We start from the raw sequence: 25,125 nt of genomic DNA, 5'->3' as shown, positions 1-25,125 counted from the left end.
ATTATAAAGGAAAAGGCCGTCTGAAAACCGAAAATCAAGTTTCAAACGGCCTGATGTTTACATAAATATACGGTTTCAGGTATTGCGCCTCAGAATCCCATCTTGTATATTTGTATTCAAATGAATACAAACCAAATCAAACGAATATGAATGCAACGAACCGTATCCCAATTAGTGTGCGCATCACTCAGGAAGATGCTGATTTTATTGCCGAACTTAAAATCGAAGGAGCGAATACGCCGTCTGAAAAAATCCGCGAACTGCTCAAGCTGGCGCGCTTGGCGCATACGCAGACACGCGATTACAGCTCCGCACTGACGGCGCAAGAGCAATTTTTCCAAGCGGCGAAACACGACATCTTGCACGCGGAAAAACAGGCCGGAGTGCATTCGCATATCGTGGCGAGGTTGTTTGAACAACTGCCCGACTTGGGCGCAACACTCGCCGCCGACCTGCCCGAAGAAGCTGACCTCGACGATTTGAAAAAATACGAGCGCGAACTGATGTGGCGCATCGTCCGACTCACCGACAGCATCTTGCAGCTCGCCGTAACCGGCAAAGGTGCGGCATACGACGACAGCGTTCTGCAACAGCTTGAAAACACTTTGAAACTGGCGAAGATTGTACAGCAGGCAAATGAAGTTTAAGGCTGCCGCCATACCAAATGAAACAAACACATTTTAGTGAAAGGAAAATCCAAATGAGCGAAACCTTATCCCGCCGAGTAGGCCGTCTGGTAAGCGGCGGTTTTCATGCCCTGATTGATGCGGCGGAAAACCTCGCACCTGAAGCGGTCATGAACGAAAGCATCCGCGAAATCGAGCGCGCAGTAGATGAAGTGCGTGCTGAATTGGGCAAAGTGTTAGCTCAGAAACACCTTGCCGCCAAGAAAATGGCCGATGAAAGCAACCGCCACGAAGCCATCGATGCCAATCTGCAAGCTGCCGTAGATGCCGGTCGCGATGATCTTGCCGAAGCAGGTATCGCCGAACAGATGGACATCGAAGCGCGTCTACCCATCTTAGAAAACACCATTGCCGATTGTGCCGCACAAGAAAAAGAGCTCGAAGGCTTTATCGCCGCCCTGCAGGCGAAAAAACGCGAGATGCAGCAACAGTTGCAAGACTGGCGTGCCGCACAGCAAAGCATGGGCACAGGCAAAACAGCCGGTGGCAACGGCAGCGACCTCAACCGCATTGCCCGTGATGCCGAAAAAAGCGGCAACGCTTTCGACCGTGTGATGGGTCGCCAAAACTCTGTACACAGCAGCACTGATGCGGCGCAGTTGGCCAAGCTGAAAGAACTGGAAGACTTAAGTCGCAACAACCGCATTGCCGAAAGATTGGCGGCATTGAAAGCGAAATCATAAGCCATATTGAGAAAATCGCGGTTTCAGACGGCCTTTATCTTCACGGGGCCGTCTGAAAAAAGAAAACCATACACACCTCAATAACAAAAAGATGCCAGATTGGGAAAAATCCTGTCAGTTACGACAAATTAATAAAAATACCCATATCTAATCGGCTTAACTTTAAAATAAAATATATGCCGTCTGAAAATTAAAAAGAATAAGGAAATGCAATATGTGGAATTTAATCAACGCCCCCGAAACTGAAATCTTCGGCATTGCCATTGCGCTGATGGTTTTGCTCGGTGTGTTGGAAGTCATTTCCATGCTGGCAGGCGGTATCAGCGACTGGTTGGACAACCTGTTGCCCGACAGCCTGACCGAAACTGCACACGCCGAGGTCGGATTGGATGTGGCGGATGCAGGCATATTCGTGCGTTTCCTGAGCTGGCTGTATGTCGGACGTATCCCGGTGTTGATGTTGATGGTGGTGTTTCTTGCCGTATACGGATTGACGGGTTATCTGTTTCAGACGGCCTTTGCCACTGTATTCGGCAGTTATCTGAATGGCACGCTGGCAGCGGTCATTGTTTGGTTTATTTCCCTGCCCTTAGTACGAGTAACGGCTAGCGGTTTGTACAAAATTATGCCGAAAGATGAAACCACTGCTGTTTTGCAGGAAAGTTTAATCGGCCGCGTCGGCACAGTGGTGTTGGGCGAAGCTCGGGTAGGCAATGCGGCGCAGGTGCGCGTGAAAGATGCTTACGGCCAACAGCATTATGTGATGGTAGAACCTGACTCTAAAGATGTATTAAAACAAGGAGATGCGGTATTGCTGGTATCGCTGGACGGAAATACATTTAAAGCGATTTTGAATCCGAGCGGCAGCTTGGTTGATTAAGGCTATTTTTAAGATAGAAATCTAAATTTTTGAACAAGGATTGATATTTATGGGTTTGTATTTTGGAATATTGGCTAATATCGTTGCTATTGTAGGAGGTTTTTTTGGAATTGTGCGGCTTGCAAATAATTTTGTTTCCAACTCTTTTAATAGGAAACGTAAAAACCGACATGATGATTATGTTTTTACTAAAAAATTTTTGTCTGAAATTAAGAAAAAAGATAAGAATGTAGAAGAATATGAACATCCGTTATTCATAGAAAAGGGATTTTATGCGTTAACAGGTAAGGGAAATTTATCAGCAACGGAAATACTATATTGCTTAAAGCAAAAAAATCCAACATTGTTCTTGAATAATTATCCATCTGTTCGTGGTAAATATTTAGAATATTCTTATGATAGAAATATCATCGTTTTTAAAGGTTGGTATAAAAATAAATGGGTAAGAAATTTATCTTGGCTTGGGAATTATTTGTTATTTCTCCTATATTATTTATTTGGGTATAGTTTTATAGTTGTCGTTTTTAAGAGTAAGTTTGTTGATGAAAGAGATTGGTCTTGGTGGCAGACGGCAATAACCATAAACTCCATAATTATCATTATTTTTTTAATATCTATTTTCTGCATGATTCAAGGAATGAGAATGCGTTTAGCTAAAGAAATAGTAGCAAAGCAAGAAACAAATCATAACGAAATGGAAATGTCGCAAATGGTTAATCAAGATGAATAGTCTTGATACAACTAGTCCGTAGCGTGGGCTTCTCTCACGAAGCAAGCAGCTCGAATTATCGTTTGATTCAAACGGCAATAGATCGCGGGCAAAGCCCACACTACGGTTTGCAAAAAACAGAAATAGTACGCAGTTATCATCTACCCAAAATTTTTAACCCTTTCAGACGGCCTCTTTCCCTCAAAGCCTTCTGAATCCACCGCCCACAAAGGCACATTAACAAGAAGAAAGGAAAAACCATGAATTTGGTCTCCATCGGCACTATCGCCGGCGTCATACTCGTCGCGCTGTTTGTACTCGGCCTTATCCTGACCCGTCTGTATCGCCGTGCCAGCAAAGAAGTTTCATTTGTCCGCACCGGTTTTGGTGGCGAAAAAGTCATTATGAACGGCGGTGCGATGGTGCTGCCCGTGTTGCACGAAATCATCCCCGTCAACATGAATACACTGCGCCTTGAAGTGCGCCGCGCCGCCCAACAAGCGCTGATTACCCGCGACCGTATGCGCGTTGACGTAATGGCGGAATTTTACGTCCGCGTTAAACCCAGCGCCGAGAGCATTGCGACTGCCGCACAAACGCTGGGTATGAAAACCATGTCTCCCGATGAGTTGAAAGACCTCGTCGAAGGTAAATTCGTTGACGCCCTGCGCGCCGTTGCCGCCGAAATGGCGATGGAAGAACTGCATGAAAAACGTGTTGATTTCGTTCAGAAAGTACAACAAGTCGTGAGTGAAGACTTGTTCAAAAACGGTCTCGAACTCGAAACCGTTTCCCTGACCGGCCTCGACCAAACCAGCTTTGAGTTCTTCAACCCGCAAAACGCCTTTGACGCGGAAGGTTTGACCAAACTGACCGAAACCATCGAAGGCCGCCGCAAAAAACGTAACGAAATCGAACAAGACACCGACTTGGCAATCAAAACCAAAAACCTCGAAGCCGAGCAGCAACGCCTAAAAATCTCGCGCGAAGAAGAATACGCCAAACTCGAACAAGAGCGTGAGATTGCCGTCCGCCGTGCCGAACAAGAAGCCAGCATTGCCGAACAAGAATCTCAGAAAAAACGTGAAGCGGAAGAAGCCAAAATTGCCGCCGAACGCGAAGTGGATTTGAAACGCATTGCCGCCGAACGCGATATTAAAAACGAAGACATTAGAAAAGCCCAAGCCGTTGAACAAGCAGAGGTTGAACGCCGCAAAGCCATCGAATTGGCCGAGCAAGACCGTGCCATCGCCGTTGCTGAAAAATCGCGTGCCGAATCCGAAGCCAAAGCCGAAGCCGACAAAGCCCGCGCCGCCGCCGTTCGCGAAGAAGAGAGCGTGATTACCGTACGCGAAACCGAACGCGCCGAGCGTGCCAAAGCGGTTGAATTGATTGCCGCAGAAGAAGCCGCGCAAAAAGATGCGATTTCGCTCACTGTTGCCGCTGAAGCTGAAAAACAAGCTGCACAAGACCGCGCTGAAGCAGTGCGCATTGCCGCCGAAGCAGAAGCCGAAAAACACCGCCTGCAGGCCAAAGGTGAGGCCGATGCCAAAATTCTGTTGGCACAAGCGCAAGAGCAACAATACAAGGTTGATGCAGAAGGTACACGCGCTGTGAACGAAGCTGCCAACGTCCTGAGCGTTGAACAGGTTGAAATGCAAGTCCGCCTTGCTCTCTTAAAACACCTGCCTGACATCATCCGCGAATCCGTCCGCCCAATGGAAAAAATCGAAGATATCAAAATCTTGCAAGTCAATGGTCTGGGTGGCTTTGCCGGTGGTGCAAACGGTGCGGAAGGTGTTTCAGACGGCCAAACCACACAAGCCAGCCTTGCAGACCAAATGGTCAACAGCGCCCTGCGCTACCGCAGCCAAGCTCCGTTGGTTGACGGTCTCTTGAAAGAGTTGGGACTGAATGGTGGCGACATCAACGGTCTGACCCAAGGACTGGATAAAAGCATCGACCAATCATAAACAGATACCGTCATAATGGTTTAAAGGCCGTCTGAAACAGGTTTTCAGACGGCCTTTTGTTTATACAAAAACTTCCACAAATTCTAATATTTTCAATACTGATAAATTCAATACTATTGCGGTTGCAATAAATTAGAAATTATCCAATCTGTTTTTGAGGTTAAAAGATTGGGGGCTATTTTAAATGTGAATCACAAGGCTAACTGCTTCAATAATGATCCACCAACAATTTAGTCATAAAAGCCGGTTCTACCGTTTCGATTTCAAGCTTGCCATCTACTCGTCTATCGGTATTTTAATATCAAACCGCTTATCTTCAGGCAAATAAAAAAGCACAACATTTCGTTGTGCTTTTTCTTGATGAACCCACATTACTTGTTTTTTTGCGAACGAAGGTAGTCCAAAGTTTTCAGCTGGGCAATGGCTGCTGCCAATGCTTTGTGCGCTTCGGCCAGAGATTTATCATCTTTGGCTGCAGAAACACCTGCCTCGGCTGCTTTTTTAGCTGCTTCAGCACGCGCCTGATCCATTTCTGTACTGCGGATGGCAACGTCTGCCAATACTGTGATCTTATCAGGCTGTACTTCTAAAACGCCACCGGAAACGGCAACCAGCACTTCTTCAGCTTCACCCGGAACAGTCAAACGCAATGCGCCGGGGCGTACCAAACTCATAATCGGCTCGTGTCGTGGATAAATACCAAGCTCACCTTGAACGGTCGGAACTACCACAAAGCTGGCCTCGCCCGAATAGATGTTTTGCTCGCTACTAACCACTTCAACTTGCATGGTGCTCATGCCGGCCTCCTTAGTTTAAGGTTTTCGCTTTCTCAGCCGCTTCTTCAATGCCGCCTACCATGTAGAACGCTTGTTCAGGCAGATGGTCGTATTCGCCGTTCAAGATAGCTTTAAAGCCGGCGATGGTGTCACGCAATGAAACGTATTTGCCTGGAGAACCGGTAAATACTTCGGCAACGTGGAACGGTTGAGACAGGAAGCGTTGGATTTTACGGGCACGCATCACAGTCAGTTTGTCTTCGTCAGACAATTCGTCCATACCCAGAATGGCGATAATGTCGCGCAATTCTTTGTATTTTTGCAGAGTAGACTGTACACCGCGCGCTACGTCGTAGTGCTCTTGACCCAATACCATCGGATCCAATTGGCGTGAAGTAGAATCAAGCGGGTCAACTGCCGGGTAAATACCCAAAGATGCAATATCACGGCTCAATACGACAGTGGCGTCCAAGTGGGCGAAAGTTGTTGCTGGAGACGGGTCAGTCAAGTCATCCGCAGGTACATATACGGCTTGGATGGAAGTAATGGAACCGGTTTGGGTAGAGGTAATACGCTCTTGCAAACGACCCATTTCTTCAGCCAATGTCGGTTGGTAACCCACTGCAGAAGGCATACGGCCCAACAGTGCAGATACTTCGGTACCGGCCAGAGTGTAACGGTAGATGTTGTCAACGAAGAACAATACGTCGCGACCTTTACCGTTTTCGTCTTTTTCGTCACGGAAGTATTCGGCCATGGTCAAACCGGTCAAAGCAACGCGCAGACGGTTGCCTGGAGGTTCGTTCATTTGGCCATACACCATGGCTACTTTATCCAATACGTTGGAATCTTTCATCTCGTGGTAGAAGTCGTTACCTTCACGGGTACGTTCACCCACACCTGCGAACACGGACAGACCGCTGTGCGCTTTGGCGATGTTGTTGATCAATTCCATCATGTTCACGGTTTTGCCCACACCGGCACCACCGAACAGACCTACTTTACCGCCTTTAGCAAACGGACACAGCAAGTCGATCACTTTAATACCGGTTTCCAGCAATTCGGTAGTTGAAGACAACTCGTCGAATTTTGGAGCAGTTTGGTGAATGGCACGGCTCTTGTCGGTATCGATCGGACCTGCTTCATCAACAGGTGTACCCAATACGTCGACAATACGACCCAATGTACCTTTACCTACCGGCACAGTGATTGGCGCACCAGTATTGCTTACAGACATACCGCGTTTCAGGCCGTCTGAACTACCCATTGCAATAGTACGGACAACACCGTCACCCAGAAGTTGTTGAACTTCCAGAGTCAGACCGTTCTCGTCCAATTTCAGGGCATCGTAAACATGCGGGATAGCGTCGCGTGGAAATTCCACGTCAACCACCGCACCAATAACTTGTACGATTTTGCCTTGGCTCATTATCGTATCCTAATTTCCTGTTCAGGCTTCAGACGGCATTAAACTGCCGCTGCACCTGCTACAATTTCTGACAATTCTGTGGTAATCGCGGCTTGACGCGATTTGTTGTACACCAAACGCAATTCTTTGATGGCATTGCCTGCGTTGTCGGTTGCGGCTTTCATCGCTACCATACGCGCGGCTTGTTCAGATGCCATGTTGTCGCTCAATGCCTGATAAACCACAGACTCTAAATAGCGGCGAACCAAATATTCCAATACGGCGATAGGACTCGGCTCGTAGAGGTATTCCCAAGTAAATGAAGAATGACCTGTTCCGTCGTCAATAACGTTTTCACCGATAGGCAGCAAAACTTCCATACGCGGCTCTTGGCGCATTGTATTGACAAAACGTGAGTAAACCATATGGATACGGTCTAATTCATGCTTCTCATAACGTTGGAAGATTTCGGTCAGAGGGCCGAGCAGCAATTCCATTCTTGGGGTATCACCCAAATTGGTTGCGCTGGCAATAACATTCAAACCGATACTTTGGCATGCAGCCAAACCTTTACTACCCAGGCACACGACTTCGACTTCGATGCCTTGTTCCTGATACTCTTGAACTTGCGCCAAAAACTTTTTCAGTACGTTTGCGTTCAAGCCACCGCACAAACCTTTATCCGAGGTAATCAAAATAAAACCGGCACGACGCACTTCGCGGTGCGGCTCCAACAATTTGATACCATGATCGGCATTAGTCTGTGCAAGATGGCTCATCACTGTACGCACTTTTTCGGCGTACGGACGCGCTAAGCGCATCCGGTCTTGAGTCTTCCGCATTTTAGAGGTCGACACCATTTGCATCGCTTTAGTGATCTTTTGGGTATTTTGAACACTACGGATTTTGGTGAGAATCTCTTTTCCGACTGCCATTTCAGACTCCTTTCATCTCAATACTTATGCTTGGTAAGCGTAAGAAGATTTGAAAGATTTCATGGCTTCGGTCAATGCTTTTTCGCTTTCGTCAGACATTGCGCCTGATGCATTAATCGCATCCAGAACCTCAGGATGTTGCGTACGTACGAAACTCAAGAATTCTGCTTCGAAAGCCAAGGCTTTGGATACCGGAACATCTGCGTAAGAACCGTTGTTGATCGCCCACAAAGTCAATGCCATTTCGGCAGTGTTCAATGTGCTGAATTGTTTTTGTTTCATCAATTCAGTAACCACTTCACCGTGTTGCAGCTGTTTTCGTGTTGCTTCGTCCAAATCGGAAGCAAATTGCGAGAACGCCGCCAATTCACGGTACTGTGCCAACGCCAAACGGATACCGCCACCCAGTTTTTTGATGACTTTGGTTTGTGCTGCACCACCTACGCGCGATACGGAAATACCGGCATTGATTGCAGGACGGATACCGGCGTTGAACAAGTCGGTTTCCAAGAAGATTTGGCCGTCTGTAATCGAGATTACGTTGGTTGGTACGAATGCTGATACGTCACCGGCTTGGGTTTCAATAATTGGCAACGCAGTCAGAGAACCGGTTTTGCCTTTTACTTCGCCATTAGTCAGTTTTTCAACTTCGTTTTCGCTGACGCGGGCTGCACGTTCCAACAGACGGGAGTGCAGATAGAATACGTCGCCAGGATATGCTTCACGGCCAGGAGGACGGCGCAACAGCAGGGAAATTTGACGGTATGCAACGGCTTGTTTAGACAAGTCATCGTATACGATCAGTGCATCTTCACCACGGTCACGGAAGAATTCACCCATGGTACAACCGGAGTAAGGAGCGATGTATTGCAGCGCAGCGGCTTCAGAAGCAGTTGCAGCAACCACGATGGTATGCTCCATCGCGCCATGCTCTTCCAATTTGCGTACTACGTTGGCAATAGAAGATGCTTTTTGACCGATAGCCACATAAATACAGATAACGCCTGTACCTTTTTGGTTAACGATGGCATCCAGTGCCACGGCAGTTTTACCGGTTTGACGGTCACCAATGATCAACTCACGTTGACCACGACCAACCGGAACCATAGAGTCAATGGCTTTCAGGCCGGTTTGCATTGGTTGGTCAACCGATTTACGCGCAATCACACCCGGTGCAATTTTCTCGATTGGAGCAGTCAATGTTGTGTTGATTGGACCTTTACCATCGATAGGACGACCCAATGCATCAACCACACGGCCAACCAGTTCGCGACCGATCGGCACTTCCAAAATACGACCGGTACAGGTAACTGTATCGCCTTCTTTAATGTGTTCGTACTCACCCAACACTACGGCACCGACGGAGTCACGCTCCAAGTTCATGGCCAGACCGAAAGTGTTACCGGGGAATTCGAGCATCTCACCTTGCATCGCGTCTGACAAGCCATGAATGCGCACAATGCCGTCTGTAACAGAAACAACGGTACCACGGGTACGCACTTCTGCATTGACGGACAGATTTTCGATTTTGGCTTTAATCAAATCGCTAATTTCAGCAGGATTAAGCTGCATGAAAACTCTCCTAATTTGTCATAGTCGCATACAAAGCATTCAGTTTGCCTTGTACGGACAAATCCAAGACCTGATCACCCACTTCTACTTTGATGCCGCCGATTAATTCAGGGGCAACTTTAGTTACCACATCCAATTTGCTGTTGAAGCGTTTTGTCAGGATATCGGTAACATCGGCCAGCTGCTGAGAACTGAGCTCATACGCGCTGTAAATTACTGCCGATTTCGTATTGTTGTGTATCAAGGTCAAATCTTGATATTGGGCATAAATTTCCGGCAATACCAGCAAACGCTTTTGCTCGGCCAAAACGGTAATAAAATTTGCCAATTCGACATTTTTGATACCGACAAGACCTTTGAGCGTTTCTGCTTTTTCGGAAGCTCCCGTTTCCGGCTGCTCGATGAAAGCAATGACTTTCTCATCTTGAACAACCGCTGCGAGTTCTTTCAGTTCGCCCAACCAAGACTCGATTTGGTTTTTTTCCTGAGCCAGACTAAACAATGCTTTCGCATAAGGTCTGGCAATCGTTGCGAACTCTGCCATAAGATTACAGCTCCTGTTTTAAGGCACTGAGCAGATCTGCATGTTTGGAAGCATCGACTTCTTTACGCAGGATAGATTCCGCACCTTTAACAGCCAATGAAGCGACCTGTTCGCGCAACACTTCGCGTGCACGGTTAACTTCTTGCTCTACATCAGCTTTTGCTTGGGCTGCAATGCGTGCTGCTTCATGAGAAGCTTGCTCTTTGGCTTCTTCTACAATTTTTGCAGCACGTTTTTCGGCGTTGGCAACCATTTCGGTTACCTGATTACGCCCTTCGGCCATAAGTTCTGCAACTTTTTTCTCTGCCTGCTCAAAATCGCTCTTACCGCGCTCGGCGGCAGCCAAGCCCTCAGCGATTTTTGCGGCACGCTCATCCAATGCTTTGGCAATCGGAGGCCATACGAATTTCATCGTAAACCAAACCAAACCAAAGAAAACTAGGATTTGCGCAAATAAGGTTGCATTAATATTCACGTTACTTAACCTTCGTATCTGGGTTAATCAAACAGACGGCAAGCCTGTATCTGAACGGATCGCTCCGTCTTGATTACGCACCACTAAACGGGTTAACGAAGGCGAACAACAGGGCAATAGCCACACCGATCAAGAAAGCCGCGTCGATCAGACCAGCGATCAAGAACAGTTTAGTTTGCAGAGGACCGATCAGCTCAGGTTGGCGAGCAGAAGATTCCAAGTATTTAGAACCAACCATTGCGATACCGATAGAGGCACCCAATGCGCCCAAGGCAACGATCAAACCACATGCGATAGCAATCAAACCCATTTTTAAACTCCTTAAAATAGTAAAGGTTAAACTACAAAAAACAAACTACAAAAAAACTACTTGATTAGTGTGCATCATGCGCCTGTCCGATATATACGAACGCCAACGCCATGAAAATAAATGCCTGCAAGGTGATGACCAAAATGTGGAAAATCGCCCAAGCCAAACCGGCAATCAGGTGGAACACAAATAAAATCGGATCCAAAGTTTCGACACTGCCGGTTGACGCCCATGCACCGCCCAACAGAGCGATCAACAGGAACACCAGCTCGCCGGCATACATATTACCAAACAACCGCATACCGTGGGATACGGTTTTGGACAAAAACTCTACCAAGTTCAGCAGGAAGTTGGCCGGAGCAAGCCACGGACCGAAAGGTGCGCAGAACAACTCGTGAATCCAACCGCCAAGGCCTTTGATTTTGACATTGTAGTAAATACAGATCAGCAATACGCCAATCGCCAGAGCCAAAGTCGTATTCAAGTCAGCTGTCGGCACGACGCGCAACAGGGCATGATGATTACCGGTAATGCCTTGCCATGCCATCGGCAGCAAATCAACCGGCAGCATATCCATGGCGTTCATCAAGAGAATCCAGACAAACAATGTCAGACCCAACGGGGCAACGGCTTTACGAGATTGTTCGTTATGGATAATGCTTTTACACATGTCATCCACGAATTCGAACAGAATTTCAACAGCCGCTTGAAAACGGCCGGGTACGCCAGCAGTTGCTTTTTTGGCACCGCGCCACAAAAGGAAGCTGCCGATTACGCCCAATAGAACGGCAAAAAAGATTGCATCAAGGTTAATGAACGAAAAATCAGCAATGTTTTTCAGTCCTTGACCCTGAGTAACATCCGACATACTGGTCAAGCTTTGCAAGTGGTGCTTGATGTAGTCGGCAGCGGTCATAGTTTCACCTGCCATAGTGTTTCACTCTCAACAATACTAAAAAAACCAAATGACTGACGCCAAGAAACGCCAATAAAAATGGGTAAAATACCAGTGATCGATGCCATATCGCAAAAACGACCAACATAGATACCAGCGACAGCACTACTTTTAAAACCTCTCCGCCGATAAACATCGAACTTTGCAGATCGGGATTTCGTCGGGAAAACTTTAAAAGTAAAACTGCAACTAGGGTAGGCAAAATGTACGAAAATCCTCCCGCCAAAGCAGAGAGGAAGCCGGGCAATCCGGAAAATAACGCACAAACAACCGAAATTATTAATAATACAATTACTTGCAATGGGACTATCTGATTCATTGTACTTTGCACCCCAAAAAGCAAGGCAGGCTAATATAATCAAGAAGTTTGTTAACGTCAAGCAATATGTTAATCTTTGTGAACCTTTCATAAATAAATGATTAACACATATAAAACAAATCTTTGCTGGAATGGAGTTTAACACAAATTACATGTTGTTACATAGATTTTACAGAAGATTTTGATTTGTATTGTAAACATTTATACGCTCTACGCTTTTTCAAAATTGAGGCCGTCTGAAAAGTTTTTTTCAGACGGCCCGTTCTGTTTATAAAGCCGTTAGAACGCTTGATTGATGCCTAACTGCTTCAGCAAATATTCGAATGTTTCCGGCGTATCAAAATGCAGCACGATTTTGCCTTTTTTCTGATTACTGGTTTTGACTTCGGCATTAACGCCCAAATGCTCGGTCAATGCATCATTGATGCGGCGGATATCCGGGCTGATGGTTTTGGCTGCTTCGGGCTTGGCTTTTTGATGCGCCAATTGGCTGCGACGTTCTACCTCACGCACCGACCAACCGTTTTTTACGGCTTTCTGCGCCAACTCCAATTGGTCAACCACATGCAAGGTCAACAACGCACGGGCATGACCCATTTCCAGACGACGTTGATAAAGCATTTCCTGAACCGGCTCAGGCAGACTCAACAGGCGCAGGCTGTTGGAGATGGCACTACGGCTTTTACCGACGGCTTTTGCGATGGTTTCATGAGTCAGGCCGAATTCGTCGGCGAGGCGTTTCAAACCTTGCGCTTCTTCAATCGGATTGAGGTTTTCGCGTTGCAGGTTTTCAATCAAACCCATGGCCAACGCGGTTTCGTCGCTGATGGTTTTAATGACGACGGGAATTTCGGTCAAACCGGCCAACTGAGAAGCGCGCCAACGACGTTCGCCGGCAATCAATTCATATTGAGACAGACCACGTTCGCGTACGATAACCGGCTGGATAATGCCTTGCGCTTTAATGGAGTCAGCCAGTTCCTGCAAGGCTTCGTCATCCATTTGCACGCGCGCCTGATAACGGCCGGGCTGAATATCGGCGATGGCAACCGTTGTCAGGCGGTCGCTACTGCTGCTGTCCACCGCATTGGATATTAGCGAATCCAAACCGCGCCCCAATCCACCTTTTGCTTTTGCCATATTGTTTTCCCTTTCAGACGGCCTCATTGTTGAAATGACGTATTCTATCGGATATTGCCGCTTTACGACAATTTGAATCACTATGATTTGACTATTGCCATTTATTTACGGAGCGAAACCGCAAACATGCCCCTTAAAGCGTTACTCAAACGGATTTCTTCCGCATTTTCCAACATCGCGCGCGTGATGTGGGTTTCCTTGATTGTATCCACACCTAAATATAGCTGCGGCTGCTTCAATACCGCTTGGCGCATTACCCCGTTCAAAATATCCAAATCCAAAGACGGCGTGAACCATTGTCCTTGATATTTGACGAACACATTGCTTCTTCCACCCTCTAACAAAAGGCCGTCTGAATTGAAAAACAGGCTGTCAAATGCGCCCTGCCCTTCTGCCGTTTTCCATGCTTGGTCAAAAATTTCACGGCGTGTGGTTTTGAAGCGGCGCAGATAATCGCGTTGACTTAATGTGTGCTCACTCAAGATGACGTATTGCTGCCCATCTAATTCAGAAACAGCCGCATGACTCAATACAAGGCCGTCTGAAAACAAGGCGGCTTTGACTCTAAATAACCTACTTGGCAACGCATCTATATAGTGTTGAATTTGCTCTGCCGTATTTTGATGCCAAGGCAGGTTGAGTGCTTGTGCCGAGCTATTCAGACGGCCTAAGTGCAAATCAAGCAAACGACATTGTTTGTCTTCCACGCGCATGGTTTCAAAAATACCGAAATCAGGCCGCAAGTCATTGAGAAAACGCGCCTTCCAACCGCACTCGCGATATTCAGCTTCAGGATCGCTATCAATCACAATCCCCGAACCGACACCATAAACACCTTGATAAAGGCCGTCTGAAACCGGTTTCAGAGATAAGGTACGAATCACAACATTAAATACGCCTTCAAATCCCAAACCCGTATCGCACGGATGCAAAAAGCCGATGCTACCTGTGTACAAACCGCGCAGTTCGGATTCAAGAGACTCAATAATCTGCATACTCATGCGTTTTGGCGCGCCGGTAATACTGCCGCACGGAAAGGCTGCATGAAGAATATCGGCAACCGAAACATCAGGCAGTACCTGTGCCTCGATGGCACTGGTCATCTGCCAAACACTGCCGAAACGGGAAACTTTAAATGGTTCAGGCACGCGTACTTTGCCCGTTTGCGCGATTTTGCCGAGGTCGTTGCGCAACAAATCGACAATCATCACGTTTTCGGCGCGGTTTTTCGGGTCGTTTTGCAATTCAACGGCGCGGCGTTCATCTTGTCCGTCATGAAGAATCGGCGCAGTGCCTTTCATCGGCTCGGTTGTGATCAGGCCGTCTGAATCGATTTTGAGGAAAAGTTCGGGAGAAAAACACAAAGTCCACGCTTCCTGCCCTGCCCCGTCGGGCAGACAAGACAAAACGGCATACGGCACAGGCTGGCGCAAGCGGCGGTAAAGCTGGATCGGATTGCCGTAAGTTTGCAGGTGTAGACGCGCGGTGTAATTGATTTGATAGGTATCGCCGCGGCGGATGGCTTCGTGGATTTGGTTGATATGCTCGAGATAATCGGCTTCGGATACGGAGAATCGGGGAGTGGAAATACCTGCCTCAAGGCCGTCTGAATGATTGGCCAGCCAGTTTTCGGCATCGATTTCTGCGTAATCGGCAAACCAGTGCAAACGCAAATTGCCACTGCGCGCGGATGAAATATCCATTAGTGGCAATCCGAATTCGTAGTCTGCAAACAACACTGCATGCAGGCCTTTTTTCCAACCTGCCTGCAAAACATCATCCAACGACGCCAGTTCGTTATGATGAAAAAGGCAGCTTTCCACATGATTTTGATAGAGTTTTGCACGACCGCTTAACGCATCGTCGAACAGGGCGAAATAAGGCATGATTGCTGTACAAATAGGCTGATTATACGCTGCTTTTACATAAGTTAGCAGACAAATTCAAAAAAAGCACTCGAATGTAATTTTATGTAGTCGAACGAAGTATAAAAGGGTAGAATCAAACCATACCACACCATATCATTTAAAACTTAATCGATAAGGAGACTTTATGGCAGACCACCAATTAGAACCGTTCGAGAATGTTGAACTGGGCGAGAAACAAGACCAGCTGCAAGTATTCGAAAAGGCTGTTTTGGAACACGAAGGACGCGGCACTGACGAAGATTCCAGCAGCGCACCGCTTCCTGCCAACTACCCATACAAACAACGTATGCGCCGCTCTGTTTACGAAAAAGAAAAACAGAAGCTGCAAATCGAATTGTTGAAAGTACAAAGCTGGGTTAAAGATTCCGGTCAGCGTATTGTCAGCCTGTTTGAAGGCCGCGACGCAGCCGGTAAAGGCGGTACCATCAAACGCTTCATGGAACACCTGAATCCGCGTGGCGCGCGCGTGGTTGCTTTGGAAAAACCAACCACTACCGAACGCGGCCAATGGTATTTCCAACGCTACATCCAAAACCTGCCGACTGCAGGCGAAATGGTCTTCTTCGACCGCTCATGGTACAACCGTGCCGGCGTAGAACGCGTAATGGGCTTCTGCGAACCTAACGAATACCTGCTCTTCATGCGTCAAACCCCTGAATTGGAACGCATGCTTGTTGCCAGCGGCATCCACCTGTTCAAATTCTGGTTCTCCGTATCCCGCGAAGAACAACTCCGTCGCTTCATCTCCCGCCGTGACGACCCACTGAAACACTGGAAACTGTCCCCTGTGGACATCCAGTCGCTCGACCGCTGGGACGACTACACCGAAGCCAAAAACGCCATGTTCTTCCACACCCATACCGGCGACGCGCCTTGGGTCATCATCCGTTCCGACGACAAAAAACGTGCACGTTTGAACTGTATCCGCTACTTCCTGCATCAGCTGGATTATCCGGGCAAAGACGTGAAAGCCATCGGTAAAGTGGACGAGAAAATCGTTTTGGTTCCTGATACACGTTACAAAGACAAAACTGTCGAGCTCGGACACGATTAAAATCTAAGATCAAGTAGTTATCGACTTAATAAGTGGATTTTTGTTCTGATATTTTCAGAATAAAAATCCACTTACTTTACGGGAAGCCGTTATAAGACGATTTGGCCAAGCAATGACATCTAACAACAAAACAAATATCTATACCAAATTCTTCAACACAGAGACATTAGATGCTGTCCCCGTATGGCAGTTTGACGAATACATCAACGGCATCAACACTCGCCGAATCTATTTACATGCAGATGGGCATACCGAAAACATCTCCAAACGCGACAACCTATTACATGGGGAATTAACCGATTTAGATTTGTCATACAGCGAGTACATCGCCCCATCAGAATTTGAAAAACTTTGGCAACAATATTAAATACGAAATCATACAGCTAAAGGCCGTCTGAAATTTCATCTTTCAGACGACCTTTTCTTAATCCTCACGATTCCAATACGTTTTTTGTGCGAATACCAATTTATTGTCAGTAAATTTCACATTGTCCAAATTCAACGTCCAAACATCACTTTTCATCACCCTAGCGGCAGGATGCGCTTTGTAAAATAAAGACTGCGCCGCTTTCAAATCCGCTTCATCTTCAATCAAAGCGGCAGTCGCCGCAAACTGAACACCGCTGATTTTCGTGATACTGTCAGGCTGTCCGGCAATGGTGCCGGCTACTTTGGCAGAACGGCTCATCATTCCACCATGCTTTGTTTTCAAAGAAGTCAGCACAATTAGACGGGCATGGGCTTCATCAAACACATAAAAACAACAAGCCGCCCAAACTTCGCCGTCTGCCGCAGCGGCAATACTGACGACATGATGATTGCTCAAAAATTTAACGATATTGGTAGGAATCGCTTGCATGATTTTTATCCTCTTTCTCAGTGTATTAAATTTATTTTCAGGCCGTCTGAAACATCAGCCCTGCCAGCGCAGCACATCGTTTTGAATAATACCGAACAAGTCCAAAGCGTGAGAGACGCTGTGTGTAATCATATCTTCGATGGATTCAGGCTTCTGATATAAAGCCGGAACGGGAGGAAACACGATACCGCCCATCTCTGTCACACGGCGCATATTTTCAATGTGCGCCAAGCTTAACGGCGCTTCACGCACCATCAACACCAGCCTGCGCCGCTCTTTCAATGTTACATCCGCCGCACGGCTGAGCAAATTATCGGCAAACCCGTGAGCAACCGAAGCCAAGGTTTTCATTGAACACGGCGCAATCAACATTCCATCCGTCAAAAACGATCCGCTGGCAATACTTGCCCCGACATTACGGACAGAATGCACGACATCTGCCAAAGCATAAACGTCTTCTTTAGTGTAATCTGTTTCCAAAGTGCGGGTCATTTCCGCCCCTTGCGAAACCACCAAATGCGTTTCTACCTGATACTCACGCAAAAGCTGCAAAGCTTTCACGCCATACTGAAAACCGCTGGCACCGCTGATGCCGACAACCAAACGCTTCATTGTATTTCCCTGTCTCAGCCTAAAGATAAATGAAAGGCAGATTCTCAAGACGAAAAAATAACCGCTAAAAGCGGTTAGATTTTCTAATGTGGTGCCGACAGCGAGATTTGAACTCGCACAGCCTACGGCCACTACCCCCTCAAGATAGCGTGTCTACCAATTCCACCATGTCGGCATAAATCAAATTGTCTTACTGCTGCTGAGGATTCGGAGCAACAGGAGTTGTATTGTTTTGTGCAGGCGTTGCAGGCTTAGGAGCCTGTTGGGTCTGCTTCACATCGCTGAAGTCTAAACCGTGCTTATTGGAGTGGGTGTGAATATACACCATTGCCATGCAGGTCGCAAAGAAAAATGTTGCAGCAACGGCAGTCGAGCGGCTGAGGAAGTTGGCATTACCGGCAGAACCGAATACGCCTTGCGCGCTACCGCTGCCGGAACCGAATGTTGCGCCGGCATCCGCACCTTTACCGTGTTGCAGCAATACTAACACGATTACAAATAGAGCGGAAATAATATTAATAATCCAGATAAGGGTTTTAAAGGCTTCCATATGTTTTCTACGAGGCTTGTGCTGCGTTGATGATGGCGGTAAAGGAGTCATATGATAATGACGCGCCACCAACCAATGCGCCGTCTACATGAGGTACTGCGAAGATGTCGGCTGCGTTATCCGCTTTCACACTTCCGCCGTAAAGAACGCGGATTTTAACATCGCTTCCGCACAAAGACAAGATTTCTTTGTAGATAAATGCGTGCATATCGGCGATTTGTTCGACGGTGGCGACTTTGCCTGTACCGATCGCCCAAACCGGCTCGTAGGCAACGGCGATGTTTTTGGTGTCCAAACCTTGCAGGATGGAAAGCTGGTGGGCAATGACTTCGTGTTCTTTACCGGCTTCACGTTCTTCCAAGCTTTCGCCGACACACAACAATGGAATCAGGCCGACGTTGAGGACATTTTCCATTTTGCGGCGTTGGATTTCGTTTTTCTCGCCGAAATAAAGGCTGCGCTCGGAGTGGCCGATGAGGACGATGTCTGTACCGATGTCGGCAAGCATTTCGGCGGACACTTCGCCGGTGTATGCGCCGTTATTCGGGAAACGGCTCACGTCTTGCGCACAGGTCAAGATGCGGTTGTTCAAAACGATTTGCATGGCGTTGTGCAGTTGCAACAGGTAAACGGTCGGGGCGGCGAGGCCGATGAGGACGCGCTCGGCGGTGGGCATGATGCGGAAGCGGTGCATGAGTGCGTTGTTGTTTTGGAGTCGGCCGTTCATTTTCCAGTTGCCGATGACCCATTTTTGATCCCACATTCCGATTTGGTGATACATCTTTATTGCTCCGTGTGTTGGTTGTTGCTTGTTGTAGCGTGGTGTAATGTGAAAGTTTAGTGGATATATGTGCGCTTGGCAATTATTAACAAGCCTCGAGGCCGTCTGAAAGATGGCACACTCTCCGACAAGGATTTATAATGTATGTTTCGATAAAATTAAGAATTGAACGGAGCACAAATATGGACTTTGAAAAAGCGCGTTTCAATATGGTTGAACAGCAGATTCGTCCGTGGGATGTCTTGGATTTCGACATTTTGGATGCTTTGGAGGAGATCGGGCGCGAACATTTCGTCGGCGAGGCTTTTCAAGGTTTGGCCTATGCGGATATGGAGCTGCCGCTGGCCAACGGCCATAAGATGTTGGAACCCAAAGTCGTTGCCCGCCTGGCTCAAGGTTTGAAACTGAAAAAAGACGAAACCGTCTTAGAAATCGGTACAGGCTCAGGCTATGCAACCGCCCTGCTGTCCAAACTGGCCGGCAAAGTCGTCACTGACGACATCGATGCTGAGCAGCAGCAACGTGCCAAAAAAGTCTTGGACGAATTGGGCTTTGCCAACGTCGATTATGTTCAAAACAACGGCCTGACCGAAGCATCCCAAGGCGCGCCTTTTGATGCGATTTATGTAGGCGGCGCAGTAGACCGAGTGCCTGAAATCTTAAAAGAGCAATTGAAAGACGGCGGCCGCATGGTCATCATCGTCGGCCGCAAACCGGTACAACACGCACTTTTGCTAACACGCAACGGCAATGAGTTTTCCGAAAAAGTATTGTTCGACACCGTCGTGGCCCACTTGGAAGACAAATCGGCCAATCCGTTCGGCGATTTCGATTTTTAAACAACAGGCCGTCTGAAAGTTCAGACGGCCTCATGCTTTTATCCCCACCTTTATGACCGACATCATCCAACTCCCGCCCACCGAATTGAAACAATGGCAGGACGAAGGCCGCGCATTTCATCTGCTCGACGTCCGCACCGATGAAGAACGCGCCATCTGCACCCTGCCCGCCGCCATTCATATCCCGATGAACCTCATCCCCCTGCGTCAAAACGAGCTGCCCGACGACGATTTACCCATTGTCGTTTACTGCCACCACGGCATCCGCAGCCTGCACACGGCAATGTATTTGGAAGACACCGGATTTGAAAACCTCTACAACCTGCAAGGCGGTATTGATGCTTGGGCAATGCAGGTGGACAGCAAAATGATGCGGTATTGAATCGGTTTTATCAATAAAAGGCCGTCTGAAACTGGATTTCAGACGGCCTTTTTCAAACCTTTCTGCTTACGCTTGTAAGCTAGCGACAAACTGCTGTACGGCCGGCACAGCCAAAATCAACAGCAATACCAATACGGCTTTTTCCATACGGTTGAACTGACAACTTACGTAGTGTTTCTTTTGTGAATAGAGAAACAGCAATACGCCGGGCAAATAGAGCAAGACTGAAAGCAGCAAATATTCCGTGCCTGCCGCATAGACAATCCAAGCCGCATAAAGCGTTGCTGCCGCGCCGATAAGACGGTATTTCGCCGCAGCCTTTTGTGTCAGCGATAATTTGAGCAGATATGCACCAATTAACAGATACGGTATCAAAATCATCGAAGTCGATACCATCAGCAAGGCAGAATAATCCTCGCCTTTTAACCACACCAGCAATAGGCAAAACTGCACGGTCAAAGTGGTAAACATCAACGAACCCTGCGGCACTTCGTTTTTATTCAACGGGATAAACGATTTTGGAAATGCGCCGTTTCTCGCACCCATGTGCGGAATCTCAGTCGCATACAGCGTCCAGCTTAAATAAGACGACAGCACAGACACAATCAGGCAGGAAGAAATCAACACTTTCCCCCAAGAGCCGACCATGTACGCCAACACGCCCGCCATAGACGGATTAGCCATTGCTGCAATATCCACACGAGGCAAAATGCCTTGAGCCAAGACGGTAATTGCCACATACATTGCCAGCGTCAAGCTGACGCCGATAATGGTTGCTCGACCGACATCAGCACGACTTCGCGCATGCTTGGACAAAACCGCCGCACCCTCAATACCGGTAAACACCCACAACGTAATCAGCATTGTGTTTTTTACCTGCGTCATCAAGCTGACATCAGGATTTTCAGGCGTAGCAAGGCTCGCCCCTGTCCAATCGGACATAAACACTTCGGTTTGAAAGAAATAGGCTGCCATACCGATAAATAAAATCAGCGGAAACACTTTGACTGCCGTTGCAATCAGGTTCACTCCTGCCGCTTCTTTAATACCGCGCACTACCAACCAGTAAATCAGCCACACAATTACTGATTCTCCAACAAAAGCAGCAAATGTGTTGCCTTTACCGAAAATCACGTTGTCCGGCGTATCGACAAATCCGCCTACTGCTTCAAACGCAACCACCAAATAGCCGACAATACCGACCGTGGTGCAAAGCCAATAGCCCCACGCTGAGAAAAAACCCATCAAATCACCGAAGCCGTCGCGGGCGTACGTATAAATACCGCCATCCAATTCGGGCTTAAGTTTGGACAAGGCCGAAAATGACATGCCGAGAAAGATAATGCCCACACCGGTAATCAGCCAACCCAACAGCAAAGCCTGCGAACCTGCAACGGCAGCCATATTCTGCGGCAGGCTGAAAATACCCGAACCAATCATGGAACTGATAACCAAGGCCGTCAGTGCAACCAAGCCGATTTGAGATTTTTGCGACATGTTTATTCCTGATTTTTATAATTATGTGTTTGTGAAGCGACGGGATTACCGGCTTTTTTAGCCTGTTCTAACCGTATCAAAATATTATACAGCCGCTTTCAGACGGCCTTAAATCCTTGCGCCAATGCACGGATATGTTCAGGTGCGATACCGCAGCACCCGCCGATGATTTCCGCGCCCAAATCCGCCCATTGTCTCGCCCACGCCAAATAATTTTCCGGCGTGGCATCGGCGCGAATCGGATCCAAACCATCGTTGGCCTCGTTCATCTGTCCTTGTACCGGTTCAAATGCATTGGCGTACACACCCAGTTTCAGACGACCTTGGGCTTCATGTGCCACTTTCAAAGCTTCCGCCATCACTTCAGGCTGACTGCAATTGAACAACATTGCTGCCGCACCTATTTCTACCGCGAAATCCGCCGCCTCGTGCACGTTTCCCCCCGAACGCAATACCGGTACATCATGCGGCATCGTATCTTCCAAAGTAAACGATACCCAAAACGGTTTACCGTCATCAGGCAGACTGCTGCGCCAGAAACGCGCTTCTTCCAAGCTGGATACGGTTTCTGCCAACCAAATATCAGCAAACGGCATCAAACCCGATATTAAAGGGCGCGCCAAAGCAGGTGCGACTTGTTTGTCAAACAAGTCAGGGCGGTAAGAACCGAATAACGGCGGCAGGCTTGCGGCTACTTTTGCAGTAGTCTCGCTTTGTTCCACCGCTTCACGCGCCAAACGGCCGGAAAGCCTTGCCCATTCGGCAGCTTGAGCATCAAAGCGTGCCTGCCCGATATGAAACGGAACAAGCGCATAGCTGTTGGTCGTAATCACCTGTGCGCCTGCGCGAAGAAAGTCCAAATGCGTTTCGCGTACAATCTCCGGCGTTTCCATCAAAGCCAAAGCAGACCATTCCGGCTGGCGAAACGGTGCGCCGCGCCGATGCAGTTCACGCCCCATTCCGCCGTCTAAAATCGTTACCGTCATAATCGACCTCCAATGATGATTTTTTAAAATCGCCATTCTACGCTTTTTTAACTCCTTACCTTTAATCTATGAAAAACTAAACTTATGCAGTTTCGTTATATAAAAGGCCGTCTGAAACTGGATTTCAGACGGCCTTTACGATTATTTCACAAACCGTGCATCTGCCATAAACGGCCGTGTAGCAGCCGGTTTGGCGGAATAGAAGCGGGAGAACGTGCTGTCGATTTTAGTCTGTATCGGCTTACCGTCCAATGTTGCCGATGCTTCCAATTTCACACCACCACCACTGGTTTCGCCCAATTTCATATTTGGCAACGTCAGTTTGGCAATATTGAGTTTCGCATTTTCCACTTTGGTATCGGGAGACATCAGCTGTTTGCCGACCGGACGGATTTTTTCACCCTCATCATGAGGCGCAGCACCACCGTTATCGTCAACCACGCCGATATTAATCAATCTGGCAGACGCCAAATCCATCTTGCCGTTTTTGACCGGAATACCGACAAACAGTTTTACGCCGCGATGAATGAACGTATTGTCCCGCCACTGAGTTTGGCCCTCTTTCGGCGGTTTGGTTTCTGCCGCCACCGAATAAGTGCGGCCCATAATCATCAATTTATAACCTGGAATTTTTTTCGAACCGAATCCATCAGTGATATCTTCGACCAGTTGCGGCGCAGTCAGGGTTTCGTTTGCCAAAATACGGGCTGAAGTTTCTGCCAAATGGGCAGGCTTGCCGTCTATGGTCAATGCCTGTTCATGGCCGAAATCAGACGCAAATGCAGGCACGGCGGCCAGTGCAGCGGCCAATGCTAGAATACGGATAGTTTTCATTGCAGACTCCTGATAAAAATGTAATTGGGTTGATTACCCGATAAAATCCGGGCAATATTGATTGGAGTCGATATTTTTATATAAATGATACAGATTATCAAGAATATTTGTATTTAAAAATAAAAAAGGCCGTCTGAAAACCAAGTTTCAGACGGCCTTTTAATCTAATTAAACCTTCTATCAGTCTTTGAAGCGTTTGAATACCAATGTGCCGTTGGTACCGCCAAAGCCGAAGGAATTGGAGATGGCAACGTCGATTTTCGCATCGCGTGCTTCGTTGGCACAGTAGTCCAAATCGCAACCGGCTTCAACGTCTTGTTCAAAGATGTTGATGGTCGGTGGAGATTTTTGCTCGTGTACCGCCAACACGCTGTACAACGCTTCCACGCCGCCGGCCGCGCCGAGCAGGTGCCCGGTCATGGATTTGGTGGAGTTAACAATGACTTTGCGCGCATGATCGCCTAAAGCGCGTTTGATGGCTTTGGTTTCGTTGGCATCGCCCAAAGGAGTCGAGGTACCGTGTGCGTTGACGTAATCTACGTCTTCAGGGTTCAGGCCGGCATCTTTCAGGGCGCGGGTAACGGCCAATGCAGGGCCTTCTTCGTTAGGCGCGGTAATATGGTAGGCATCGGAGCTCATACCGAAGCCGACGATTTCGGCGTAAATTTTCGCACCGCGTTTTTTCGCGTGTTCCAATTCTTCCAACACCAGCACGCCAGCGCCTTCGCCGATAACGAAACCGTCACGGCCTTTGTCCCACGGACGGGAAGCGGTAGCAGGATCGTCGTTGCGGGTGGAAAGTGCTTTCATGGCAGCAAAACCACCAACGCCCAAAGTGCTGATCGCGCCTTCTGCACCACCGGCAATCATCACATCCGCGTCGCCGTATTTAATCAGTCGTGCAGAGTCGCCGATGGAGTGTGCGCCGGTCGTACAGGCAGACACCATGCCGTAGCTCGGGCCGCGGTAGCCTTTGAGGATGGTCACGTGGCCGGAGATCAGGTTAATCAGCGAGCCTGGAATAAAGAAAGGATTGATTTTGCGCGCGCCGCCTTCGATAACGGCTTTGCCGGTCGCTTCGATGCTGGGCAGACCGCCGATACCGGAGCCGATGTTGACACCGACGCGGTCTTTGTCGAGGGTTTCCAAATCGTCCAAGCCTGAATCATTGATGGCTTGCAGGGCGGCGGCAATACCGTAGTGGATGAACACGTCCATACGGCGCGCTTCTTTCGCGCTGATGTATTGGCCGATGTCGAAATCGCGCACTTCACCGGCGATTTGGCTGTTGATGTCGGATGCGTCAAAGCGGGTAATCCGTCCGATGCCGCTTTTGCCTGCGAGCAGATTGCTCCATGCGGTGGCGACGTCGTTGCCGACCGGTGATACTTGGCCAAGACCTGTGATGACTACTCTTCTCTGACTCATGATAATCTCG

General features: G+C 48.1%; 28 protein-coding genes and 1 tRNA gene. 9 read left to right on the top strand and 20 right to left on the bottom strand.

Features of this window, described 5'->3' with window-relative positions:
• The first annotated feature begins 146 nt into the window (after positions 1-146).
• The 5 genes from O3661_RS01230 to O3661_RS01210 all read left to right on the top strand — a co-directional run bounded on the left by O3661_RS01230 (position 147) and on the right by O3661_RS01210 (position 4,931).
• Entirely contained in the window at positions 147-647 is a 501-nt protein-coding gene (locus tag O3661_RS01230) for a hypothetical protein (protein ID WP_308881878.1), read from the top strand.
• 53 nt (positions 648-700) lie between these two features.
• Positions 701-1,369 carry a PspA/IM30 family protein gene (locus tag O3661_RS01225; RefSeq protein ID WP_063076784.1) on the top strand — a complete coding sequence of 223 codons (669 nt, stop codon included), beginning with the start codon at positions 701-703 and terminating at the stop codon, positions 1,367-1,369.
• A 214-nt stretch (positions 1,370-1,583) separates the two neighbouring features.
• A complete protein-coding gene (locus O3661_RS01220; RefSeq protein ID WP_371492034.1) occupies positions 1,584-2,249 on the top strand; it encodes a YqiJ family protein in 666 nt (221 codons plus the stop codon).
• A gap of 49 nt (positions 2,250-2,298) precedes the next feature.
• Positions 2,299-2,979 carry a hypothetical protein gene (locus O3661_RS01215; RefSeq protein WP_371492033.1) on the top strand — a complete coding sequence of 227 codons (681 nt, stop codon included), beginning with the start codon at positions 2,299-2,301 and terminating at the stop codon, positions 2,977-2,979.
• 239 nt (positions 2,980-3,218) lie between these two features.
• The gene (locus tag O3661_RS01210) at positions 3,219-4,931 is read left to right on the top strand and encodes a flotillin family protein (protein ID WP_371492032.1); all 1,713 of its coding nucleotides are present in this window, start codon (positions 3,219-3,221) and stop codon (positions 4,929-4,931) included.
• A 371-nt stretch (positions 4,932-5,302) separates the two neighbouring features.
• Here the strand turns inward: O3661_RS01210 and O3661_RS01205 are convergent, their stop codons facing one another.
• The 11 genes from O3661_RS01205 to O3661_RS01155 form a co-directional block, all read right to left on the bottom strand.
• A complete protein-coding gene (locus O3661_RS01205) occupies positions 5,303-5,728 on the bottom strand; it encodes a F0F1 ATP synthase subunit epsilon (RefSeq protein ID WP_371492031.1) in 426 nt (141 codons plus the stop codon).
• Between the two features lie 10 nt (positions 5,729-5,738).
• Positions 5,739-7,136: a F0F1 ATP synthase subunit beta gene (atpD, locus tag O3661_RS01200; protein ID WP_003683789.1), complete on the bottom strand. Its 1,398-nt coding sequence runs from the start codon at positions 7,134-7,136 to the stop codon at positions 5,739-5,741.
• A 38-nt stretch (positions 7,137-7,174) separates the two neighbouring features.
• Positions 7,175-8,050 carry a F0F1 ATP synthase subunit gamma gene (gene atpG / locus O3661_RS01195; protein ID WP_371492030.1) on the bottom strand — a complete coding sequence of 292 codons (876 nt, stop codon included), beginning with the start codon at positions 8,048-8,050 and terminating at the stop codon, positions 7,175-7,177.
• Between the two features lie 24 nt (positions 8,051-8,074).
• The gene (gene atpA, locus O3661_RS01190; protein ID WP_036492075.1) at positions 8,075-9,622 is read right to left on the bottom strand and encodes a F0F1 ATP synthase subunit alpha; all 1,548 of its coding nucleotides are present in this window, start codon (positions 9,620-9,622) and stop codon (positions 8,075-8,077) included.
• Positions 9,623-9,632: 10 nt separating this feature from the next.
• A complete protein-coding gene (locus O3661_RS01185; protein WP_003683778.1) occupies positions 9,633-10,166 on the bottom strand; it encodes a F0F1 ATP synthase subunit delta in 534 nt (177 codons plus the stop codon).
• 4 nt (positions 10,167-10,170) lie between these two features.
• Complete coding sequence (locus O3661_RS01180) at positions 10,171-10,641, bottom strand: F0F1 ATP synthase subunit B (protein WP_003708446.1); 471 nt, start codon at positions 10,639-10,641, stop codon at positions 10,171-10,173.
• A 73-nt stretch (positions 10,642-10,714) separates the two neighbouring features.
• Complete coding sequence (gene atpE, locus O3661_RS01175; RefSeq protein WP_004519005.1) at positions 10,715-10,951, bottom strand: F0F1 ATP synthase subunit C; 237 nt, start codon at positions 10,949-10,951, stop codon at positions 10,715-10,717.
• Between the two features lie 64 nt (positions 10,952-11,015).
• The gene (atpB, locus tag O3661_RS01170) at positions 11,016-11,882 is read right to left on the bottom strand and encodes a F0F1 ATP synthase subunit A (protein WP_003748099.1); all 867 of its coding nucleotides are present in this window, start codon (positions 11,880-11,882) and stop codon (positions 11,016-11,018) included.
• Complete coding sequence (locus O3661_RS01165) at positions 11,872-12,225, bottom strand: ATP synthase subunit I (protein ID WP_049331704.1); 354 nt, start codon at positions 12,223-12,225, stop codon at positions 11,872-11,874. Before O3661_RS01165 ends, atpB begins: the two co-directional genes overlap by 11 nt.
• Positions 12,226-12,504: 279 nt before the next feature.
• Complete coding sequence (locus O3661_RS01160; RefSeq protein WP_049323106.1) at positions 12,505-13,365, bottom strand: ParB/RepB/Spo0J family partition protein; 861 nt, start codon at positions 13,363-13,365, stop codon at positions 12,505-12,507.
• 101 nt (positions 13,366-13,466) lie between these two features.
• Positions 13,467-15,251 carry a chorismate-binding protein gene (locus O3661_RS01155; protein WP_371492028.1) on the bottom strand — a complete coding sequence of 595 codons (1,785 nt, stop codon included), beginning with the start codon at positions 15,249-15,251 and terminating at the stop codon, positions 13,467-13,469.
• A 166-nt stretch (positions 15,252-15,417) separates the two neighbouring features.
• Between O3661_RS01155 and ppk2 the strand changes: the two genes are divergently transcribed.
• Together ppk2 and O3661_RS01145 are read left to right on the top strand one after the other, a co-directional pair.
• The gene (ppk2, locus tag O3661_RS01150; protein ID WP_004519010.1) at positions 15,418-16,347 is read left to right on the top strand and encodes a polyphosphate kinase 2; all 930 of its coding nucleotides are present in this window, start codon (positions 15,418-15,420) and stop codon (positions 16,345-16,347) included.
• Between the two features lie 112 nt (positions 16,348-16,459).
• Entirely contained in the window at positions 16,460-16,714 is a 255-nt protein-coding gene (locus O3661_RS01145; protein ID WP_150536965.1) for a hypothetical protein, read from the top strand.
• A 57-nt stretch (positions 16,715-16,771) separates the two neighbouring features.
• Here the strand turns inward: O3661_RS01145 and O3661_RS01140 are convergent, their stop codons facing one another.
• The 5 genes from O3661_RS01140 to tpiA all read right to left on the bottom strand — a co-directional run bounded on the left by O3661_RS01140 (position 16,772) and on the right by tpiA (position 19,149).
• Positions 16,772-17,206 (bottom strand): pyridoxamine 5'-phosphate oxidase family protein, encoded by a 435-nt coding sequence (locus tag O3661_RS01140; RefSeq protein ID WP_371492026.1) that lies wholly within the window; start codon positions 17,204-17,206, stop codon positions 16,772-16,774.
• Between the two features lie 54 nt (positions 17,207-17,260).
• Positions 17,261-17,818: a UbiX family flavin prenyltransferase gene (locus O3661_RS01135; RefSeq protein WP_371492024.1), complete on the bottom strand. Its 558-nt coding sequence runs from the start codon at positions 17,816-17,818 to the stop codon at positions 17,261-17,263.
• 89 nt (positions 17,819-17,907) lie between these two features.
• Positions 17,908-17,993, bottom strand: a tRNA-Leu gene (locus O3661_RS01130).
• A 15-nt stretch (positions 17,994-18,008) separates the two neighbouring features.
• On the bottom strand, positions 18,009-18,368 hold the full coding sequence (gene secG / locus O3661_RS01125; protein ID WP_036492092.1) for a preprotein translocase subunit SecG: 360 nt from the start codon (positions 18,366-18,368) through the stop codon (positions 18,009-18,011).
• Positions 18,369-18,375: 7 nt separating this feature from the next.
• Entirely contained in the window at positions 18,376-19,149 is a 774-nt protein-coding gene (tpiA, locus tag O3661_RS01120; protein ID WP_371492022.1) for a triose-phosphate isomerase, read from the bottom strand.
• Between the two features lie 182 nt (positions 19,150-19,331).
• On the opposite strand from tpiA, the gene O3661_RS01115 reads away from it, so the two are divergent.
• Positions 19,332-19,988 carry a protein-L-isoaspartate O-methyltransferase gene (locus tag O3661_RS01115; protein WP_314596031.1) on the top strand — a complete coding sequence of 219 codons (657 nt, stop codon included), beginning with the start codon at positions 19,332-19,334 and terminating at the stop codon, positions 19,986-19,988.
• A 52-nt stretch (positions 19,989-20,040) separates the two neighbouring features.
• On the top strand, positions 20,041-20,370 hold the full coding sequence (locus tag O3661_RS01110) for a rhodanese-like domain-containing protein (protein WP_371492020.1): 330 nt from the start codon (positions 20,041-20,043) through the stop codon (positions 20,368-20,370).
• A 66-nt stretch (positions 20,371-20,436) separates the two neighbouring features.
• Here the strand turns inward: O3661_RS01110 and O3661_RS01105 are convergent, their stop codons facing one another.
• The 4 genes from O3661_RS01105 to fabF all read right to left on the bottom strand — a co-directional run bounded on the left by O3661_RS01105 (position 20,437) and on the right by fabF (position 25,115).
• A complete protein-coding gene (locus tag O3661_RS01105; protein WP_371492019.1) occupies positions 20,437-21,867 on the bottom strand; it encodes a basic amino acid/polyamine antiporter in 1,431 nt (476 codons plus the stop codon).
• Between the two features lie 98 nt (positions 21,868-21,965).
• Complete coding sequence (locus O3661_RS01100; protein ID WP_371492017.1) at positions 21,966-22,889, bottom strand: homocysteine S-methyltransferase family protein; 924 nt, start codon at positions 22,887-22,889, stop codon at positions 21,966-21,968.
• Positions 22,890-22,994: 105 nt separating this feature from the next.
• A complete protein-coding gene (locus tag O3661_RS01095) occupies positions 22,995-23,687 on the bottom strand; it encodes a hypothetical protein (protein ID WP_063068368.1) in 693 nt (230 codons plus the stop codon).
• A gap of 180 nt (positions 23,688-23,867) precedes the next feature.
• A complete protein-coding gene (gene fabF / locus O3661_RS01090; RefSeq protein WP_039861923.1) occupies positions 23,868-25,115 on the bottom strand; it encodes a beta-ketoacyl-ACP synthase II in 1,248 nt (415 codons plus the stop codon).
• Positions 25,116-25,125: the final 10 nt, after the last annotated feature.

The organism is Neisseria sp. 20925_1_37 (assembly GCF_041433255.1).
Taxonomy (GTDB): Bacteria; Pseudomonadota; Gammaproteobacteria; order Burkholderiales; family Neisseriaceae; genus Neisseria; species Neisseria flavescens_D.
Note: the sequence above shows the minus strand (reverse complement) of the source record. Positions and strands in the feature narration are given on the sequence as shown.

What these genes read in the sequence shown, in the direction of transcription:
- O3661_RS01230 (WP_308881878.1), top strand. Translation starts at nt 147, where the DNA reads ATGAATGCAACGAACCGTATCCCAATTAGTGTGCGCATCACTCAGGAA.
- O3661_RS01225 (WP_063076784.1), top strand. Translation starts at nt 701, where the DNA reads ATGAGCGAAACCTTATCCCGCCGAGTAGGCCGTCTGGTAAGCGGCGGT.
- O3661_RS01220 (WP_371492034.1), top strand. Translation starts at nt 1,584, where the DNA reads ATGTGGAATTTAATCAACGCCCCCGAAACTGAAATCTTCGGCATTGCC.
- O3661_RS01215 (WP_371492033.1), top strand. Translation starts at nt 2,299, where the DNA reads ATGGGTTTGTATTTTGGAATATTGGCTAATATCGTTGCTATTGTAGGA.
- O3661_RS01210 (WP_371492032.1), top strand. Translation starts at nt 3,219, where the DNA reads ATGAATTTGGTCTCCATCGGCACTATCGCCGGCGTCATACTCGTCGCG.
- O3661_RS01205 (WP_371492031.1), bottom strand. Translation starts at nt 5,728, where the DNA reads ATGAGCACCATGCAAGTTGAAGTGGTTAGTAGCGAGCAAAACATCTAT.
- atpD (WP_003683789.1), bottom strand. Translation starts at nt 7,136, where the DNA reads ATGAGCCAAGGCAAAATCGTACAAGTTATTGGTGCGGTGGTTGACGTG.
- atpG (WP_371492030.1), bottom strand. Translation starts at nt 8,050, where the DNA reads ATGGCAGTCGGAAAAGAGATTCTCACCAAAATCCGTAGTGTTCAAAAT.
- atpA (WP_036492075.1), bottom strand. Translation starts at nt 9,622, where the DNA reads ATGCAGCTTAATCCTGCTGAAATTAGCGATTTGATTAAAGCCAAAATC.
- O3661_RS01185 (WP_003683778.1), bottom strand. Translation starts at nt 10,166, where the DNA reads ATGGCAGAGTTCGCAACGATTGCCAGACCTTATGCGAAAGCATTGTTT.
- atpE (WP_004519005.1), bottom strand. Translation starts at nt 10,951, where the DNA reads ATGGGTTTGATTGCTATCGCATGTGGTTTGATCGTTGCCTTGGGCGCA.
- atpB (WP_003748099.1), bottom strand. Translation starts at nt 11,882, where the DNA reads ATGGCAGGTGAAACTATGACCGCTGCCGACTACATCAAGCACCACTTG.
- O3661_RS01165 (WP_049331704.1), bottom strand. Translation starts at nt 12,225, where the DNA reads ATGAATCAGATAGTCCCATTGCAAGTAATTGTATTATTAATAATTTCG.
- O3661_RS01160 (WP_049323106.1), bottom strand. Translation starts at nt 13,365, where the DNA reads ATGGCAAAAGCAAAAGGTGGATTGGGGCGCGGTTTGGATTCGCTAATA.
- O3661_RS01155 (WP_371492028.1), bottom strand. Translation starts at nt 15,251, where the DNA reads ATGCCTTATTTCGCCCTGTTCGACGATGCGTTAAGCGGTCGTGCAAAA.
- ppk2 (WP_004519010.1), top strand. Translation starts at nt 15,418, where the DNA reads ATGGCAGACCACCAATTAGAACCGTTCGAGAATGTTGAACTGGGCGAG.
- O3661_RS01145 (WP_150536965.1), top strand. Translation starts at nt 16,460, where the DNA reads ATGACATCTAACAACAAAACAAATATCTATACCAAATTCTTCAACACA.
- O3661_RS01140 (WP_371492026.1), bottom strand. Translation starts at nt 17,206, where the DNA reads ATGCAAGCGATTCCTACCAATATCGTTAAATTTTTGAGCAATCATCAT.
- O3661_RS01135 (WP_371492024.1), bottom strand. Translation starts at nt 17,818, where the DNA reads ATGAAGCGTTTGGTTGTCGGCATCAGCGGTGCCAGCGGTTTTCAGTAT.
- secG (WP_036492092.1), bottom strand. Translation starts at nt 18,368, where the DNA reads ATGGAAGCCTTTAAAACCCTTATCTGGATTATTAATATTATTTCCGCT.
- tpiA (WP_371492022.1), bottom strand. Translation starts at nt 19,149, where the DNA reads ATGTATCACCAAATCGGAATGTGGGATCAAAAATGGGTCATCGGCAAC.
- O3661_RS01115 (WP_314596031.1), top strand. Translation starts at nt 19,332, where the DNA reads ATGGACTTTGAAAAAGCGCGTTTCAATATGGTTGAACAGCAGATTCGT.
- O3661_RS01110 (WP_371492020.1), top strand. Translation starts at nt 20,041, where the DNA reads ATGACCGACATCATCCAACTCCCGCCCACCGAATTGAAACAATGGCAG.
- O3661_RS01105 (WP_371492019.1), bottom strand. Translation starts at nt 21,867, where the DNA reads ATGTCGCAAAAATCTCAAATCGGCTTGGTTGCACTGACGGCCTTGGTT.
- O3661_RS01100 (WP_371492017.1), bottom strand. Translation starts at nt 22,889, where the DNA reads ATGGCGATTTTAAAAAATCATCATTGGAGGTCGATTATGACGGTAACG.
- O3661_RS01095 (WP_063068368.1), bottom strand. Translation starts at nt 23,687, where the DNA reads ATGAAAACTATCCGTATTCTAGCATTGGCCGCTGCACTGGCCGCCGTG.
- fabF (WP_039861923.1), bottom strand. Translation starts at nt 25,115, where the DNA reads ATGAGTCAGAGAAGAGTAGTCATCACAGGTCTTGGCCAAGTATCACCG.